At 40.1% G+C, this 18213-nt stretch carries 10 protein-coding genes; 5 read left to right on the top strand and 5 right to left on the bottom strand.

Annotation, left to right across the window (positions count from 1 at the left end):
- Positions 1-143 precede the first annotated feature (143 nt).
- Entirely contained in the window at positions 144-2360 is a 2217-nt protein-coding gene (locus GNE10_RS18315) for a CHASE2 domain-containing protein (protein WP_185566410.1), read from the top strand.
- A gap of 385 nt (positions 2361-2745) precedes the next feature.
- On the opposite strand, the gene GNE10_RS18310 is transcribed toward GNE10_RS18315, so the two are convergent.
- The gene (locus GNE10_RS18310; protein WP_185566409.1) at positions 2746-4080 is read right to left on the bottom strand and encodes a hypothetical protein; all 1335 of its coding nucleotides are present in this window, start codon (positions 4078-4080) and stop codon (positions 2746-2748) included.
- A 621-nt stretch (positions 4081-4701) separates the two neighbouring features.
- Between GNE10_RS18310 and ppsA the strand changes: the two genes are divergently transcribed.
- Entirely contained in the window at positions 4702-7140 is a 2439-nt protein-coding gene (gene ppsA / locus GNE10_RS18305) for a phosphoenolpyruvate synthase (RefSeq protein WP_185566408.1), read from the top strand.
- Between the two features lie 611 nt (positions 7141-7751).
- Here the strand turns inward: ppsA and GNE10_RS18300 are convergent.
- Together GNE10_RS18300 and nifJ are read right to left on the bottom strand one after the other, a co-directional pair.
- Positions 7752-8783: a dihydroorotate dehydrogenase-like protein gene (locus tag GNE10_RS18300; protein ID WP_185566407.1), complete on the bottom strand. Its 1032-nt coding sequence runs from the start codon at positions 8781-8783 to the stop codon at positions 7752-7754.
- A 176-nt stretch (positions 8784-8959) separates the two neighbouring features.
- Positions 8960-12511, bottom strand: coding sequence for a pyruvate:ferredoxin (flavodoxin) oxidoreductase (gene nifJ, locus GNE10_RS18295; RefSeq protein WP_185566406.1), 3552 nt, complete (start codon positions 12509-12511; stop codon positions 8960-8962).
- Between the two features lie 310 nt (positions 12512-12821).
- Between nifJ and GNE10_RS18290 the strand changes: the two genes are divergently transcribed.
- Positions 12822-13094 carry a Precorrin-3B methylase gene (locus tag GNE10_RS18290; RefSeq protein WP_185566405.1) on the top strand — a complete coding sequence of 91 codons (273 nt, stop codon included), beginning with the start codon at positions 12822-12824 and terminating at the stop codon, positions 13092-13094.
- A 103-nt stretch (positions 13095-13197) separates the two neighbouring features.
- Here GNE10_RS18290 and GNE10_RS18285 read toward each other — a convergent pair whose 3' ends face one another.
- Positions 13198-13695, bottom strand: a complete 498-nt coding sequence (locus GNE10_RS18285; RefSeq protein ID WP_242062017.1) for a DUF3592 domain-containing protein — start codon at positions 13693-13695, stop codon at positions 13198-13200.
- Between the two features lie 161 nt (positions 13696-13856).
- Here GNE10_RS18285 and GNE10_RS18280 point away from each other — a divergent pair, with 161 nt between their 5' ends.
- Entirely contained in the window at positions 13857-16103 is a 2247-nt protein-coding gene (locus GNE10_RS18280; protein WP_185566404.1) for a glycoside hydrolase family 10 protein, read from the top strand.
- 418 nt (positions 16104-16521) lie between these two features.
- On the opposite strand, the gene GNE10_RS18275 is transcribed toward GNE10_RS18280, so the two are convergent.
- A complete protein-coding gene (locus tag GNE10_RS18275) occupies positions 16522-17019 on the bottom strand; it encodes a GNAT family N-acetyltransferase (protein WP_242062018.1) in 498 nt (165 codons plus the stop codon).
- Between the two features lie 173 nt (positions 17020-17192).
- On the opposite strand from GNE10_RS18275, the gene GNE10_RS18270 reads away from it, so the two are divergent.
- On the top strand, positions 17193-18182 hold the full coding sequence (locus tag GNE10_RS18270) for a DUF1350 family protein (protein ID WP_185566403.1): 990 nt from the start codon (positions 17193-17195) through the stop codon (positions 18180-18182).
- Positions 18183-18213 lie beyond the last annotated feature (31 nt).

The raw sequence follows: 18213 nt of genomic DNA, 5'->3' as shown, positions 1-18213 counted from the left end.
AAACTCTTTCTCCCCCTGCTCCCTGCTCCCTGCCCCCTGCCTTATCCCAACAATAATTATTTACATCGGCCTACTTAAGAATTATTCTCCCTTGTCTCCCTCATCCTCCTTATCCCCCCTACCCCACCTTCTACTCAATAATTATGTGGAAAAATCTCAAACCGCGAATTTGGCAATGGCGGGGTGTTTTATTTGCAGTTCCTAATATTACAATTCTGGTGATTGGATTACGGTTAACTGGATTACTGCAATTATTAGAATTGGCTGCACTGGATCAATTTTTTCTCCTCCGTCCACCAGAGCCAGTTGATACTCGTATTGTGATAGTTGAAATTAATGAGTCAGATATCCGCAAGCAAGGACAGTGGCCAATGACGGATGCGGCGCTTGCTAGTGTGTTAGAGAATATTAAACAACAACAACCGAGAGCGATCGGTTTAGATATTTATCGCGATTTACCTGTAAATCCCGGTCATCAAGCTTTAGTTAAAGTGTTTGAATCTACTCCAAATTTGATTGGCGTACAAAAAATTTCTGATAGTTTTGATAGTTCTTCGGTGGATGCATCTCCAGTTCTCAAACAACGCCATCAAATTGGAGCAAATGATTTGCCTTTAGATGGAGATGGAAAAATTCGTCGAGGTTTGCTTTACCTAAATTTAAAGAACGATGATGTTCTGGAAAGTTTTGCTTTGAAATTAGCTTTATTGTACTTAAAACCTGAAGGTATTATTCCCAAGCCAGCAGCCAATAATTCTAATTTTTTGCAGTTAAATCGTGGTATTTTCCCGATTTTTGAAGCCAATGATGGAGGTTATGTGCGAGCGGATGCAGGAAGTTATCAAGTACTTTTAAATTATCGAGGAAGAATACAAAAATTTCTCAAAATTTCTCTGACAGATGTACAAAACAAACGCATTCCAAAAGACTTGATGCGGGGTAAGGTAGTATTGATTGGGGCAACGGCGGAAAGTTTAAAAGATTTATTCTATACCCCTTATAGCAGCAATGTACTTACTGAGCCAGAACGTATGGCAGGTATTACAATTCATGCTAATTTAATTAGTCAAATTTTAAGTGCGGCTTTGGATGGTCGTCCAGAAATTAAGACTTTACCGGAACCCATAGAATGGCTATTGATTTTTTGTTGGTCAACCATTGGCGCGATTTTATGTTGGGTACAACGTCACAGCAATAACCAGAAAATTTTTCTAGTTGTGGGTCTGGCGGCTGGCGGTTTATTAGTTGGTAGCTTTTTGGCATTTCTTTCTAGTTGGTGGATTCCCGTTGTTCCTTCAGTGTTGGCATTAGGAGGTTCTGCCATTGCAGTGACTCAGTATATCGCCCAAGGTTCTGCCCAAATGCGAAAAACTCTTGGTCGTTATCTCACTGATGAAATAGTCGCTAATATTCTGGAAACTCCTTCTGGGTTAAAACTAGGAGGAGAACGTAGAAAAGTTACTGTTTTGGTGTCTGATTTAAGAGGATTTTCCGCTATTTCTGAACAATTACCGCCTGAGGAAGTAGTGAGAATTCTCAATCTTTATCTAGGAACAATGACGGATGTAATTAATCAGTACAAAGGTACGATTAATGAGTTTATGGGCGATGGAATTTTTGTCATATTTGGTGCGCCAATTCGTCGCCAAGATGATTCCCAAAGAGCTATCGCCTGTGCTATTGCCATGCAATTAGCAATGGAACAAGTTAACAAACAAAATCAACAAATGAATTTTCCCATCTTGGAAATGGGAATCGGAATTAATACAGGGGAAGTTGTCGCAGGAAATATTGGTTCTCAAAAACGCGCTCAATACACAGTTATCGGCAGTCATGTAAATTTAGCTGCCCGAATTGAAACTTATACAGTAGGCGGACAGATTTTGATTTCCGAAAATACCTCTCAAGATGCCAAAATTGACCTCAAAATTGCTGGAGATTTACAAATAAAACCTAAAGGCATCAAAGACCCAGTGACAATTTTTGATGTTCGTGGGATTGGTGGTGAATATAACTTGTTCTTACCTGAAGATGATGAATCAATGGTCAGCTTAAATCAGGAATTGCCTGTAGAATATAGCATTCTACAAGGAAAGCAAGCAGGTGGAATAGTATTTACAGGAGCTTTAGTTTGTCTTTCAGAAAAAGCAGCGCAATTACAATCTTTATATTTCTTAGAACCCTTAAGTAATCTCAAACTCAAATTATTAATTGAACCAGAATCAACTACAGAAGAAGAACATATTTATGCCAAGGTAATAAAACAAATTGATGTTGAAAACCAGCTTTTTTTGATTCGGTTTACAGCCATTCCTCCAAAAGCGATCGCACTTCTTAATTCACTCCGTCAGTTTGCTTGATGTTACAGTAATTTTTAGGTAAATAAACCACTTTGTAAGAGCATAGACTTTGCCTTCCCGTAGGATAAGGTTGTTCGCCCCTACCAGTAATTGTGGTTCAAATAGATGAAAAGCGCTGTAAACAATTCTAGGAGACCCTTCGCTCATAATGACAAAATTACGTTATTTTTGCGTAAGTCCTCCTGAATTGCGAATTCTGAATTCTGACTCCTGAATTCTGAATTCTGACTTCTGACTTCTGACTTCTGAATTCTGACTTCTGAATTCTGACTTCTGACTCCTGAATTCTGACTCCTGAATTCTGACTCCTGACTTCTGACTTCTGAATTCTGACTTCTGACTTCTGACTTCTGACTTCTGACTTCTGAATTCTGACTCCTGACTCCTAACTTCTTTGAAAACCCTTGGCTGGCTTTTGCTGTCCCTTACTCTTCGGCTTAGATTTATTCACTTCTGCTAAAGCTTCTTGAAATAAATTATGCAGATGTATAGGAACACTGGCAATTTCTGGTAACTCTGGCTCAATGGGTTTATTGAATTCTTGCAAAACAGTATCTAAATCACTTTCCAGGCGAAACTCTGGACGTTCTAGAATTGTTTGCAAAACATTTTCTAATTGAGTTGGATATTGTTGCGCTAATCGATGCCAAACAAAGGCATTAATACTTTTATCTTCAAGGTAGAAGCGAATTAGTTTGTGGGCACCTTCAACACTTTGCCAATCCTGCGCTGATAAAATGGTTTGTACCTTAGTATATGTAGGTAAAAACATTTGCCCCCAACGGGGATGAGAAAGAGCCGTAACCTGTTCTGCTTTCTTGAGTTCAGGCGGTAAATCCACTTTGGGCATCACCATTTTACTATTGCCCTTTTTGTTGTTAAATATCTGAGAAACGGCGTTGGAATCAGCCCCCAATTCTGCGGCCGCTGCTTTGATTTCTTCATCGTCAATGCCAGCTTCTTCTGCAACTTCCGCCAGGGATTTAGAAGTATCGATTCCGGCTGCTGCCAAGCTTTTTTCAGTAATGATTTCTTGGAATTCAGCTATTTTTTTATTCAGTTGGTAACCTGGTAATGTAATTTCATCAGTACCAAAAAAATCGATAAATTGCTGATGATATTGTGCTACCGATCGCCAAGCTTCTTCTAGCAATTCCGGAGCATCGCTATAAAGATGACTTTTATAATTTTCTTTGAAATTACCAATTGCTACAGCAAGTTTTGGTTTACCCAATTTACCCATGAGTGTGTAAGGGCCAGAAAATATCCAATAGCTATCGGTAACAGGAGAAATACGAGTTAGTAAAATTTCTCCGACTTTCAAACGAGATATTGTTTGTAATATTTGAGGATTATTTGGCTTGACAATATAGCGTTTATCTGTTAACCAGTTGGTTAATTCAAAGCCATCAGGTAGGATATTACTAATGGCAAATAAGCCAATAAAACTACGATGCCAACTGTCGATTAAGTTGCGATCGCTTTCGTCTAAATCTGGATGGCTTTGGATAAACAACTCTAATGGTGAGTGTTCGCCGACTTTTCCTTCTGTGATAAAGCTATCAATGATTAAGTCCTGCTGAGTACTATCGCCACTACCACGGCGCAACTGTGCGGCTGCGTAAGTTTCCAGTGCTTGTGCGAGTTCGCCTTCTGCGTCGAGGACAAAATCAACTAAGGCTTGCTTTAATTCGTGCGATCGTTCTAATATACCATCCACAAGTCAATCTCTCGGTGCAATACATACAGGACTAACGCAAAATTGCCAAAAAGCTTAATTTATGCAAAAGCATAGTCCTAAGATAGTAGATTACAACTTTTAATCAAATTAAAACATCTAGCAAGAGCTAGATTTACAGCAAATTGCAACAACCCTCAGGTACAGATAATTCTCTCCTTAACGTCTATATGTAGCTATTTTAGGACTTACGCCCCGATACCAAAAATCGGCGTTGCTAAATAATCAGATGATTAAACTTCTAAGAGAAGTGGGGAAAAGGTGAGCCAGCGAGGTCTTGGGGGTTTCCCCCATGAGCGACTGGCGAACCCCGAAGGGGTTAATGGTTCGACAAGCTCACCAACCGGGGAAAGGGAAAATACCAAACCTTTCCCCCTTTCCCTTTCCCCTTTTCCCTTTCCCCTTTCCCCACAAGAGTGCATGAAAAATTCCTTAGTCTTCTATAACTTCATTGTCTGTTGCATCACAGATAGGCTGATAACTTCACAACTTCCTCAAATTATCTTCCTATAACCAAAGGTGTGAGACTCAAGAGGGAGTCAAAAAGCAACACAAAGCCCTCTGGAGTAACAGTAGCGAGAATGCATTTAAGGAAAATTTCCCATGCTTGAAACATTTGTTACTCAAAAAACACCAAGTTTGAATGCTAAACAAGAAGCTTTAGTACTACCACTAGATGCTGTTGGAATTGCAGATATCCCACTTGTGGGTGGTAAAAACGCTTCATTGGGAGAAATGATTCAACAGCTTGTACCTAAAGGCATCAAGATTCCTACAGGATTTGCCACTACAGCTTATGCTTATCACTACTTTATCTCTTCGGCAGGTTTAGAACCAAAATTACGGCAATTATTTGCAGATTTAAATATAGAAGATGTTAACAATCTCCATTCTATTGGCAAACAAGTACGGGCTTTAATGCTGCAAACTCCATTTCCACTAGAATTACAACAAGCAATTACTGAAGCTTATCAAGACTTAGAAAAACAATATGGTACTAATACTGATGTGGCAGTTCGTTCTAGTGCCACAGCAGAAGATTTACCCGATGCTAGTTTTGCAGGACAGCAAGAAACTTACCTCAATGTCCACGGGTTGCAAGGTGTATTAGAAGCTTGTCACAAATGCTTTGCTTCAATTTATACTGACCGTGCTATTTCTTACCGCGAACTTAAGGGCTTTGACCACTTTAGTATAGCCCTCTCGGTAGGGGTACAAAAAATGGTGCGTTCTGATTTGGCAACATCTGGTGTGATGTTCTCCATCGATACTGAAACAGGGTTTCAAGATGTAGCATTAATTACTGCATCCTATGGTTTGGGAGAAAATGTAGTCCAGGGGGCTGTGAATCCAGATGAATATTTAGTATTTAAACCGACATTAAAACAGGGATATCAGCCCATTTTAGAAAAGCGCTTGGGTACAAAAGAAATCAAGATGGTGTACGATACTGGCGGCTCGAAATTGACCAAAAATATACGTGTTGCGCCAAGCGATCGCCTAAAATATGCCCTTAGCGATGCAGAAATTTTACAATTAGCCCAAGCCTGTTGCTTAATTGAAGAACATTATTCACAAGTGCGCGGTGTCCACACACCAATGGACATCGAATGGGCAAAAGATGGAATTACCAATGAGTTTTTTATCGTTCAGGCGCGTCCAGAAACAGTACAATCTCAAAAATCGAAAAATATTCTCCGCACTTATCACTTACAACAAAAAGGTGAGGTGTTAGTTATAGGGCGGAGTGTGGGTGAAATGATTGCACAAGGTAAAGCCAAAGTAATTTTGAATGTGCAGCAAATTAACCAGTTTCAAACTGGAGATGTGCTAGTGACAAATCGCACCGATCCTGATTGGGAACCAATCATGAAACGTGCCAGCGCAATTGTCACCAACCAAGGCGGCCGTACTTGTCATAGTGCAATTATCGCTAGAGAAATAGGTATTCCGGCCATAGTTGGTTGTGGTAATGCAACTACTGTATTGAAAACAGGACAAGAAATTACAGTTTCTTGCGCTGAAGGTGAAACTGGCAGAATTTACCAAGGTTTATTATCCTATGAAATACAAGAATTAGCATTAGAAAATTTGCCCCAAATTCCTACTAAAATTATGATGAATGTGGGTAATCCAGAAGAAGCATTGAGTTATGCTGCTATCCCCAATGATGGTGTGGGATTAGCCAGAATGGAATTTATTATTGCTAATCATATTAAGACACATCCATTAGCGTTAATTCATTTTCATGAGTTAGAAGATGAATTTGTTAAATCTCAAATTGCCGAATTAACTGTTCAATACGAAGATAAAACCGCCTACTTTATCGATAAACTAGCTCAAGGTATTGGTACGATCGCAGCGGCTTTTTATCCCAAACCTGTGATTGTGCGCCTATCAGATTTCAAAACTAACGAATACGCTAACCTCTTGGGAGGTAAGCCCTTTGAACCCCAAGAAGAAAACCCGATGTTGGGATGGCGCGGTGCTTCTCGCTACTATGATGAACGCTATCGTCAAGGCTTTGCTTTGGAATGTTTAGCGATGAAAAATGTGCGCGATCGCATGGGTTTAACTAATGTCATTTTAATGGTACCATTTTGTCGCACTCCCCAAGAAGGTAGGCGCGTCTTAGCAGAAATGGCAAAAAATGGTTTAGTGCAGGGAGAAAACGGTTTACAAGTTTATGTGATGTGTGAATTGCCCAGTAACGTGCAATTGGCAGATGAATTTTGTGAAATCTTTGATGGATTTTCAATCGGCTCCAATGACCTGACACAATTAACATTAGGAGTAGATAGAGATTCAGAATTAGTAGCCCATTTATTTGATGAACGCAATGAAGCTGTGAAGCTAATGATTGCCAAAGCCATAGCTACAGTTAAAAAGCACGGACGCAAAATTGGTATTTGCGGCCAAGCACCCAGTGATTATCCAGAATTTGCTGAATTTTTGGTTCAACAAGGTATTGATTCCATCAGCCTTAATCCTGATTCTGTACTCAAAACTCTTTTAGAAATAGCAAGTACAGAAATCAGGTAATGTCATTTAAATCGATTCTAAAAACTCATTTTTAAAACCTTTCTCTGAACTGGGGAGAGGTTTTAAAAAATAAACCTAATTTCAAAATTTTATAAAATCAAGTTAGTTAAAATGCTGAAAAACATAGCAAATTAGCCATTAGTATTTGCGGACAAGCATCCAGTAATTATCCAGAACGCCCAGCCGAAAAAATTGCATAATTAGGACATCAACTGATAGTCAAAACCCAGCACCACAAGAGCAGTAAATTCCCTAAATTAACTAATGGGCATGAGAAAATTTTTCAGTATTTCAACTGATTCCATGAGTAGATAGCAAAGGTACTAATTGTAGGGTATTCAAGTGCCATGAGTGGGGAAAACAACTTCCCACTTTTTTACCCTCAATTTAGTTAAAGTATGAAACTTACATTGATTAAAACACCACATGTAGTCATCGGCTTTCTCATAGTGGCGAATTACATACTATTCACTATGTTGCTCAAGTATTTGGATAGTATAACAATTCTATTTGAATCGTGAAAAATTTCAGTGGTGGTTGTTGACTGTTTACAGTTGAGTGTTAACACTACACCACCATCACTTATTTACGCCGAGCTACTTATAAAATTTTTAACCAAAGTAATATGATGTGTCGTGAGTGGCTGTCCATTCAGGTTTATAGGTGGTAAGAGACCTCATATATTGGGCACGTTCAAAAGCAGTGGGATTTGGGCAATGCTTTTGACTCATACTACCTTGCATTTGCTTTATCGATTCGTATTCGTGTTTTTGCATCCATTCGCGTATTTCCTGCTCAATAACTTGAATGTGGTTAATTCCATGTCGCAGTAATACCGAGCAAAGCATGGTAATCTTGGCACCAGCCATGAGCATTTTTAAGACATCATCGCCTCTATGAATGCCGCTTGTTGCCGCTAAATCAGCATGAATGCGGTCATAGAGAATCGCAATCCATCGTAGAGGTAAGCGCATGGATTGTGGTGTACTTAATAATACATTTGGTTCAACTTCCAACAGATTAAGATTAATATCTGGTTGATAAAAACGGTTAAACAAAACTAAAGCATTAGCGCCAGCCTTATCTAAACGTTTTGCCATATTTGCCATATTGGTGAAGTATGGGCTGAGTTTCACTGCTACGGGGATAGTTACTACTGCTTTGACTGCACGAAGAATATCAATATAAGTTTGTTCGATTTCATTACTTGTTAAGTCTACATCAGTAGGAACATAGTAAATATTTAATTCCAGTGCGTCTGCTCCTGCTTGTTGAATTTGTTTGGCATAGTTTGTCCATCCACCAAGGGATGAGCCATTGAGACTAGCAATAATTGGAATCTTTACCTTTTGTTTGGTTTCATAAATATGCTCTAAATAAGTTTTTGACCCTACGCGAAAGTTCATTGAATCAGGAAAATAAGTTAAGGCTTCAGAAAAACTTTCAGTTCCTTGGGTGAGGTGATGATGAAGTTCATAACTTTCTAGGCGTAACTGTTCTTCAAATAGTGAATGCATGACTACTGCTGCTGCACCAGCATCTTCCATACGTTGGATGTTATCAATATCTTCAGATAAAGGAGATGCAGAAGGAACCAGAGGCGATCGCAATTTCATCCCCATATAAGTTGTAGTTAAATCCATGATGATTCCTCCTGTTTTTCAGTTTAGTTTTTTCTTACCCTTGTTTCCTGACTCCACAAATAAATTTTATTAACACTAGGCGTATTTTTTCTATCCTCAAATCCTCTATTTTTATTGATTTTTTTTAATATTCTGCTCAGATATAAATACCGATTTAAATCTGCCCCATCTTCTGTTCAATAAGTTTTTGTTGCTAAATATTGATAGATTTGCCAACGTTTTTTAACATCTGTTTGAGCTTCTTGGAGTAACTGTTGTGCCACATCTTGGTTACTCTGAGTTAACATTTTGAATCGACTTTCTAAATACATATATTGTTCTAGCGGTAACTTTGGTGCGTGGGAATCAATTTGCAGGGGATTTTCTCCTTGCTTAATCCGATGTGGATTAAATCGATACAGTAACCATTGACAGGAATCAACAGCAGCTTTTTGATTTTGCATTGCTGTACTCATGTTGATTCCGTGGGCAATACAATGACTGTAGGCAATAATTAATGATGTTCCTGGATAAGCTTCGGCTTCTAAAAATGCTTTGAGGGTATGTTCGTCGCGAGCGCCCATTGCTACACTTGCAATATAAACATTGCCGTAAGTCATAGCCATTAAACCCAAGTCTTTTTTGAGTGTAGTTTTACCCCCAGTGGCAAATTTGGCTACAGCTGCTTTGGGTGTAGCTTTGGACATTTGTCCGCCTGTGTTGGAATAAACTTCAGTATCGAGAATCAAAATATTGACGTTGCGTCCACTGGCTAACACGTGATCTAGTCCTCCAAAGCCGATATCATAACCCCAGCCATCACCACCAATAATCCAGACACTCTTTTTCACTAAATAATCAGCAATTAATTTGAGATTTTGAATTTTTGATTTTACATTGGGTTCTGTTTTTAGAGTTAATATTTCATCTAACTTTTGTTTTAACAGTGCTACTTTTTCTCGCTGTTCCCAAATATCAGCTTCGTCTTTTTGTTCTGTATTAAGAATACTATTTACTAGGTTTTCACCCACATCTGTTGTTAGTTGTTTGAGTAATTCGGCGGCGAATTGTGCTTGTTTATCAATGGAAATCCGAAAACCAAGACCAAATTCGGCGTTATCTTCAAATAGGGAATTCGACCAAGCAGGGCCGCGTCCTTCGCTATTGTATGTCCAGGGGGTGGTGGGTAAATTCCCGCCATAAATGGAAGAACAACCAGTGGCGTTGGCAACAATCATGCGATCGCCAAACAATTGTGTTGCTAATTTAATATAAGGTGTCTCCCCACAACCAGCACAAGCCCCAGAAAATTCAAACAATGGTTCTTGCATTTGCTGTTGGTTAATATGAGTCAGCTTTAAATGGCTTCTATCGGGATTGGGAATACTTAAAAAGAAATCCCAATTTTCCCGTTCTTGTTCGCGTAATGGTCTTTGCGGTGCCATATTGATGGCTTTACGACGTAGTTCTGATTTGTTCTTTGCCGGACACACATCTACGCAAATACCGCAACCAGTACAATCTTCTGCTGCCACTTGGATAGTGTATTTTAAACCTTGCCAGTCATGGTCTTTAGCATTAGCACTTTTAAATGTCGCTGGTGCATTTTTTAATTGTTCTGGTTCGTAAACTTTACTACGGATAACACTGTGGGGGCATACCATGACGCATTTCCCACATTGAATGCAGACATCTGTGTCCCAAACAGGTATTTCTTGAGCAATGTTACGCTTTTCCCATTTTGCCGTACCGGTGGGATAAGTACCGTCTGCCGGTAAAGCACTAACTGGTAGTTCGTCGCCTTCACGACAAATGATTTTATTGAGGATGGGGAAGGGGGAGGAGGTAGTGTGTTGGGGAGTGGACAGGGGAGAATGGAGAATAGGGAGTGGATAGAGGTTTTCTAAGGTGGTATCTACGGCTTTGAGGTTCATTTGTACGATTTCATCGCCTTTTTTACCGTAAGTCTTGCAGATAGAGTTTTTGATTTTGGCGATCGCTTCTTCCCTTGGTAATACACCCGATAAGGCGAAGAAACAAACTTGCATGACTGTGTTAATTCTCCCTGCCATGCCTGCTTCACGGGCGACTTTATAGGCATTAATTACATAAAATTTCAGATGCTTTTCAATAATTTGCTCTTGGATTAATGGCGGCAGTCGTTCCCAAATTTCATCATTTGCGTAGGGAGAATTTAGTAAAAATATTCCCTCTGTAATGATATCTTTGAGGATAGGAAATTTTTCGATGAATTCCCATTGATGGCAGGCAACAAAGTTAGCATGATGAATTAAATAAGTAGAACGAATTAATTGCGAACCAAAACGCAGATGAGAAACTGTAACTGACCCTGATTTTTTAGAGTCATATACAAAATATCCTTGGGCATAATTATCTGTTTCTTCACCAATAATTTTGATAGAATTTTTATTAGCACTCACTGTACCATCTGCACCCAAACCATAAAAAATAGCTTTGATAATGTTCTTTGGTTCAATGCTAAATTCCGGGTCATAATTCAAACTGGTATGGGTGACATCATCGTTAATACCGATAGTGAAATGATTTTTGGGATGGGTGGTAGCCAGATTATCAAAGACAGCTTTAATCATTCCTGGCGTGAATTCTTTAGAAGATAAACCATAACGACCGCCAACAATGAATTGGAGATTCGGGATTTGAGATTTGGAATTAACTTCGTGAATAGCAGCAACTACATCTAAATACAATGGTTCGCCAGATGCACCTGGTTCTTTGGTGCGGTCTAGAACAGCAATGGTACGGGTAGTTGTTGGCAAAGCGGCGACAAAACGCACTGCATCAAATGGGCGATATAGCCGTACTTTTAAAACCCCCACTTTTTCGCCAGTGGCGTTGAGATAATCTACTGTTTCATGTACAGCCTCACAACCAGAACCCATCAGTACAATGACTCTTTGAGCTGTTGGGTCACCGTGGTATTCAAATAGTTGGTATTGTCGCCCAGTCATATGGGCAAATTCATCCATAACTTTTTCGGTGATGTCTGCACAAGCTAAATAGTAAGGATTGACAGTTTCCCTTGCTTGGAAGTAAACATCGGGGTTTTGTGTTGTACCGCGCAAAACTGGTTTATCGGGGGTGAGGGCGCGTAAACGATGGGCGAATACTAATTCATCGGGAATGAATTCTCGCAAGTCATCGGCTGTTAAAGTTTCTATTTTGTTAATTTCGTGGGAGGTACGGAAGCCATCAAAAAAGTGTAGGAACGGTATTCGTGACTCTAAAGTTGCCCGTGTTGCCATTAAAGCAAAATCCTGCGCCTCTTGTACTGACGCAGCACACAACATTGCAAAACCAGTGCTACGTGCAGCCATAACATCACTGTGGTCGCCGAAAATTGAGAGGGCTTGTGTTGCTAGCGATCGCGCCGCAATATGAAAAACTGTAGGTGTAAGTTCTCCAGCAATTTTGTACATATTGGGGATCATTAACAATAATCCCTGGGATGCTGTAAATGTAGTTGTCAGGGAACCAGTTTGCAAAGCACCATGTACAGCGCCAGCCACACCACCTTCACTCTGCATCTCCACCACCGAAGGAACAGTACCCCAAACATTACACTTTCCTTCACTAGCCCAAGCATCTGCCCATTCAGCCATCGGCGAAGAAGGAGTAATTGGATAAATGGCAATCACTTCATTGAGTTGATAGACGACTTGGGCAACAGCCTCATTCCCATCTATGGTTGCAAAGGTTCTCTTGTTCATCTTCTGACACCTGTAAAACTCTCTCAGCCGCAGCAATGACTAAACCACAGAGATTTTCTCAAGATAATTCCCTATGTCCCAAAATAATTAGGCGTATGTTGATAGAGTATTAGTATTAGCATCGTTTTCCCTACAGTCTTTTGATTAAGATGAATCTACTCTTCACACTAAGAAAAGAAGTTGAGAAACTTGTGAAGATTTCAAAGGTTGTACAAATAGGGACTTGGAAGTAAAAAATATTTCATTGTTGACTGCTGACGGTTCACACTCAACAATGGCATGATAAATTTATAGTCTTTGGCATTTGAGTATGAACAAGCAAGATACTCCACTGAGCAAAGATGAGCTGATTAAAGAAGTCTGTCGGCGGATTCGAGTAGCCCGCAGCTATTGGGATGCTCATAACAATGCCGCTTGTCGGGGCGAACGCGATCGCGCCTTAGCCCTTTACAATACCCTGAGCAAGGAAGAAAAAGAACAAATTCCTCAAGTGTTGCGGGTGTGGTTGCGCTACCGTAGTGAGAAATACTTTGGCGCACACCGAACGCCACCAAAATCACCACGCAAATCAAAAAAGTCTTAGGGAACTGAAAAAATAAATTATTTCAGTTCAGGTCGTTGACTGTTGAACGTTGACGGTTCACAGTGAACAGTCTTCTATGGAATATTTTTTTACTTTGAAGTCACTAATTCCTAGTAATATCATGTATACCTGAAGACCAGCGTACAGGCAACAGTGCGCCCAGGCTAAAAACTACGGTTAATCCACCCATACCAAACATTGCCCAAGGTACTAAACCCTCAAGCGGATTTACCACACGCGCAGTCTTTATCGGTTGTTTAGGATCGTAACGTACCACGACTATCTTGCCGTTGCTGGAGCGGTAAGACTCATAACTACCTGTAAAGCGAGTGGGTTCACCGTTAGCTAGAAACTCGATAAGTGGTGCATAGGTTTCTTTTTCGCCATTGTTCTCACTGTTGCGCTCACCACGACTGATGCTGTCCACCACAGTACCCCGTGTTTCTTTTAGCGTTGCAATTTCGTGCGCCACTATGTTACGCACCCAAAAACCGCCCCCAATGAACAGCAATCCAAGGAACAGCCCAATACCTGCGCTGAGTTTTTCGTCAAAAGTACTTTGGTGAGGTTTGAAATTCATGGATTTAACAATAACAGTCATCAGTCAACAGTCATCATTTTTACTTATCTGGCACTACTAACCTGATAACTCCGTCAACTATGTTGCCGCTAAATTGCTGTATCAGTTTTCCTGGTATAGCGATTTAACATTTGTATGGAATCAAATGTAACCAATTAACCGACGTTGAGTAAATAAAAGTAATGAGAATTCACTTTTGGAGAAAAAACACAGAAATTAATGCGACTCTAAATAACTTATTATTTAAACCTGCAAACAAACGGATACTATTAAGTCTCAGCAAGTGGTTGAATCGGGCTTGGTGGCTTTTAAGAAAGCGTCTGCTGCCATTATTATTCTGTCTAATATCATTCTTTGCAGTATTGCAACTCAACAGTTTTACTCCTGCTGTTGCCCAAATACCTCGTCAACAAATTCGAGGTGTGTGGTTAAGTGGTAACGATTTTAGTGTTTTCCGAAATCGCTCACAAGTGCAAGCTGCCATGAGCCAACTACGAAAGTTAAATTTTAATACTGTTTATCCCGTAGTCTGGAATGATGGTTATACACAATACCCCAGTGCCATTATGCAGAAAAAGGGTATTCCTTTTTTCTTCAAGGGAGCAGAGGGACAAGATGTCATTGCAGATATTATTAGCCAAGCGCGCAGCCAAGGGTTACTAGCAATACCCTGGTTTGAATTTGGTTTCATGGTTCCTTTAACTTCGGAACTTGCATCACAGCATCCAGATTGGTTGACACAAAAGCAAGATGGAACCCAAACTTCAATTAGTGCTGCGGGTGAAGTAGCTTGGTTGAATCCCTTTCACCCAGAAGTGCAAAACTTTATCCGCGAACTCGTGTTGGAAGTAATTACGAAATACAATCCTGATGGCGTTCAATTTGACGACCATACGAGTTTACCCGTAGATTTTGGTTACGATAAGTACACAATTGCTCTATATACTCAAGAAACTGGCAATCCTCCTCCATCGAATCCCCAAGCCCAAGCATGGATAAAATGGCGGGCTGATAAAATGAGTGCCTTTATGGTAGACCTCTACCAAAGTGTGAAAGCCGAAAAACCCAATGCTATCTTTTCTGTGGCTCCCAATTACTATGATTTTGCTTACAAGCTACAACTGCAAGACTGGCTCAACTGGGTAAGGTTGGGTATTGTCGATGAATTGGTTATGCAGGTGTATCGTAATGATTTAGAAAGTTTTATCGGTCAAATTACCCGCCCAGAAATTTTAGAAACTCAACAAGTAATCCCGACTGGTATCGGGATTATGGCGGGGTTACGAAATCGCCCGGTTTCCATAGCCCAAATCCAATCTCAGGTTGTAGCAGCCCAACAGCGCGGTTTAGGTATCGGCTTTTTCTACTACGAAAGTCTTTGGGATATCGCGCCTGAACCAGCAGCCCAACGCCAATCGGTATTTGCGGCTCTTTTTCCGAATCCAGCATTCCGCGACATCTCTCAAAACACACCCCGCAAGCCGACTTTTAACACCGTATCTTTGCCTTTGTATCCAAAACCTTCCTTGGGTCAACGGGGACGCGGTTATTTTCTGGAAGTAGCGATCGCCAATGGTCAACCCAAACGTGTTTTATTAGATACAGGCTCAGCAGGGCTAAGAGTCCCCAAAGAGTTTTTAGGTAACGCTCCCATCCGCAGAACAGGCCAAAACATCAAGGAAGTATTAAGTGATGGTACTGTGCTTGAAGGCGAATTAGTTTACACTAATGTCCGATTTGGTTTAATTCCCGCCGCAGAACCCATCCCCGTACAGATTGTTACCAGTCGCCAATGTAGTGCCCAAAAACCCAATTGTTCGGCAAAAAGTGGCGCGCCATTTTCCGGTGTTATTGGTGTCAACTATTCTGAAAAGTCACTTCCCTATAACCCATTGAGAAAATTACCAGGTAATCTCAGTAACGGATTTATTGTCATGGGAAATGGTGGTACTAACAAAAATGGCAGTCTGATTCTCGGTTTAACTGCTGAAAATCAAGCAGGTTTTAAAATGGCCTCTTGGAGTCAACAGCCGCAAATTAATGGCGTAACTGGTAATCAATGGGACTCTCGGCTGGGCAAAGTTTGTTTAACTCTAGCTGGAAGTTCCGCAAAAAATTCTTGTAATGCCATAGCGATCGCTGATACTGGAACTATTAATGCTTTGGCTGAATTCAAGTCAGCTTCCACAGCCGGAAAACTCAAACCAGGAGTACTGGCTTCAGCAAATACCGTGAAACTAGCAATGAATGGCATTTTTGATTACAGCCTGACACCAGGAAACCGTGACGGATTTAATCGCTGGAATTTGAATATCTCACCACAATCACCAGTGAGTATATTTGTCAATCCTGGAATTGCATTTTTTGATAAATACGATGTCCTCTTTGACCAAGTGAATGGAAAACAAGGTTTTCGCACTCGGCGGTAAACCGATGCAACCTTAATATCAAGTTCGGATAGTCATGTCATGTCCGCTTGATTACTTATTAAACCTGAAAAACCCCACCCCTTAATCTAGTCCCCGAACTTCGGGGAGGGGAATCATAACTAAATTATGCGGACATGATAAGTAGATAGTCATGATTAAATCTAAGATGTCATTGCGAGCGAAGCGAAGCAATCGCAAAGTCTCTGGGATTGCTTCGCTTCGCTCTCTACGAGACGCTACGCGAACGCAATGACAGAACATATTATATTTATTTATGTCCATCTACTTATTACAGCAATTTTCAGGTAAATAGACCACGCGGTACGGGCGCAAAGCCTTGCGTCCCTACGACAGATGTGGTTCAAATAGATGAAAACTGCTGTAATCCAAAATCCAAAATCTAAAATCCAAAATTGCTCTAATGATGCCAATTTTCTCGGCTAAGGCGATAAACAAAGCACTCATCCTCACCAAATCTTCGATGTTCGAGAAATTGAAAGCCAAGACGTTCATAAAAACGGTGGGCGCGAGTATTACTAGCCAGGGGATCGATAAGTATGGCTGTTACAGATGAGTCTGCAAAACATCGGCTAATTGCTAGCTGCATCATTTTTGTTCCGTAGCCTTTGCCCAAATCAGTTTCTTCTCCAATCCAAATGTCAATGGCGCGAATATCTTCGGCTACATCACCCCAATAGTGACTATCCTCACGTGCGGGATCGATAATCTGCATAAATCCGATGGGACGACCATCAATTTCAGCAATCAATTGCTCTCTCCAATCGGGAGTGCGTTCGAGTTCCACTTCCCAACCCCAGTCATCGTTAGGATCTGAGGAAATTATATGAGGTTTTTCATCCCAGTATCGTAACAAATCCAAATCAGCAGAGGTAGCAGGGCGTAGGTTAATCATCATCGTGTGCGGTTAAAGACTTATCATTGAGACCACAGCAAAGGAGGAGTAAATTGTTGACTGTTGACTGTGAACCGTCAACAATCAACAATTTTAAGCCATCTATCAAAAAATCCGAAAAACAGCAATCTCAATTTGTAGATTCAGCATATACCTACAAATAAGTCAAGGATAATATGAGTCTAAAATTGAGATTTAAGCCGGTTTCCCACAGTTGGGTTGCTCTTCATCCACAACCGAAAGGGGTGATTCAATTTATTGCGGGGGCTTTCTTTGGTACGTTTTTTCCCATGTTTTTCTATCGGTATCTGCTGCAATCGTTATACGAACAGGGATATACAATTATTATTCTGCCGTTTAATTTCACTTTTAATCATTATGTAGAAGCTGGTTTTCTCATGAGAGAGCAGTACGAAATTCTGCCAGAACTTGTGAGAATGGCAACTGTTGAAGGATACGACTATGAAGCTTATTTAGATGATAAAAACTTTTCTTGGATTGGGCATAGCCTTGGTTGTAAATATATCTCGCTATTAGAAGGATTTAGTGCTTTACCTCCACAACCTGAAGCTAGAGAAAAATTTATTCGCAATTTGCTATCTTCCACTGCGAATAAGTCAGAAATTGAAAATGTAATCGCAGACATTAACACCCTAGTTGACGAACTAAAATACAAAATTATAGAAGTCCAAAAATTAATTTGTACTTATGTAGGTCGAAAAATTAAAATTAATAGCATCTTTATTAAAGGACAAGTTTCGATTTTATTAGCCCCTGCCATTACCAATACAGCTAGCGCCATTCGTCCACAATTTCTAGCAGATATCATTGATAAACTGGGTTTTGGTGTGAAACCAACCATCGAACAAACTCAGAATTTAATTCAAGAGAGTGAATTATTTAATATCATGGGTTTGGTTTGTTTTAAGTCAGATAATATTGCTAAATCAACCTGTAATTGGTTTATTAACATTCTTCAAAAACCACCCCAAGAATTTCTAGAAAATCTAGCAGGTGGACACTTAAAACCTCTAGGTATTCAATTAGGTAGTAATGTATTAAATTTCTTGGATAAACCTTTTGTTGAATCAGTTGAAAAACGCAATCAAGGATTTGAACAGCATGTAATTGAATTGTTGGAGAAACTGAAAGAAAAAGCAAAATGATGGGCATGGGGCATGGGGCATGGGGTAAGCG

The organism is Nostoc sp. 2RC, from assembly GCF_014222165.1.
Taxonomy (GTDB): Bacteria; Cyanobacteriota; Cyanobacteriia; order Cyanobacteriales; family Nostocaceae; genus Nostoc; species Nostoc linckia.
This window is presented reverse-complemented; position numbering and strand designations above follow the sequence as displayed.

What these genes read in the sequence shown, in the direction of transcription:
- nifJ (WP_185566406.1), bottom strand. Translation starts at nt 12,511, where the DNA reads ATGAACAAGAGAACCTTTGCAACCATAGATGGGAATGAGGCTGTTGCC.
- GNE10_RS18315 (WP_185566410.1), top strand. Translation starts at nt 144, where the DNA reads ATGTGGAAAAATCTCAAACCGCGAATTTGGCAATGGCGGGGTGTTTTA.
- GNE10_RS18285 (WP_242062017.1), bottom strand. Translation starts at nt 13,695, where the DNA reads ATGACTGTTATTGTTAAATCCATGAATTTCAAACCTCACCAAAGTACT.
- GNE10_RS18270 (WP_185566403.1), top strand. Translation starts at nt 17,193, where the DNA reads ATGAGTCTAAAATTGAGATTTAAGCCGGTTTCCCACAGTTGGGTTGCT.
- GNE10_RS18290 (WP_185566405.1), top strand. Translation starts at nt 12,822, where the DNA reads ATGAACAAGCAAGATACTCCACTGAGCAAAGATGAGCTGATTAAAGAA.
- GNE10_RS18280 (WP_185566404.1), top strand. Translation starts at nt 13,857, where the DNA reads ATGAGAATTCACTTTTGGAGAAAAAACACAGAAATTAATGCGACTCTA.
- GNE10_RS18275 (WP_242062018.1), bottom strand. Translation starts at nt 17,019, where the DNA reads ATGATGATTAACCTACGCCCTGCTACCTCTGCTGATTTGGATTTGTTA.
- GNE10_RS18300 (WP_185566407.1), bottom strand. Translation starts at nt 8,783, where the DNA reads ATGGATTTAACTACAACTTATATGGGGATGAAATTGCGATCGCCTCTG.
- ppsA (WP_185566408.1), top strand. Translation starts at nt 4,702, where the DNA reads ATGCTTGAAACATTTGTTACTCAAAAAACACCAAGTTTGAATGCTAAA.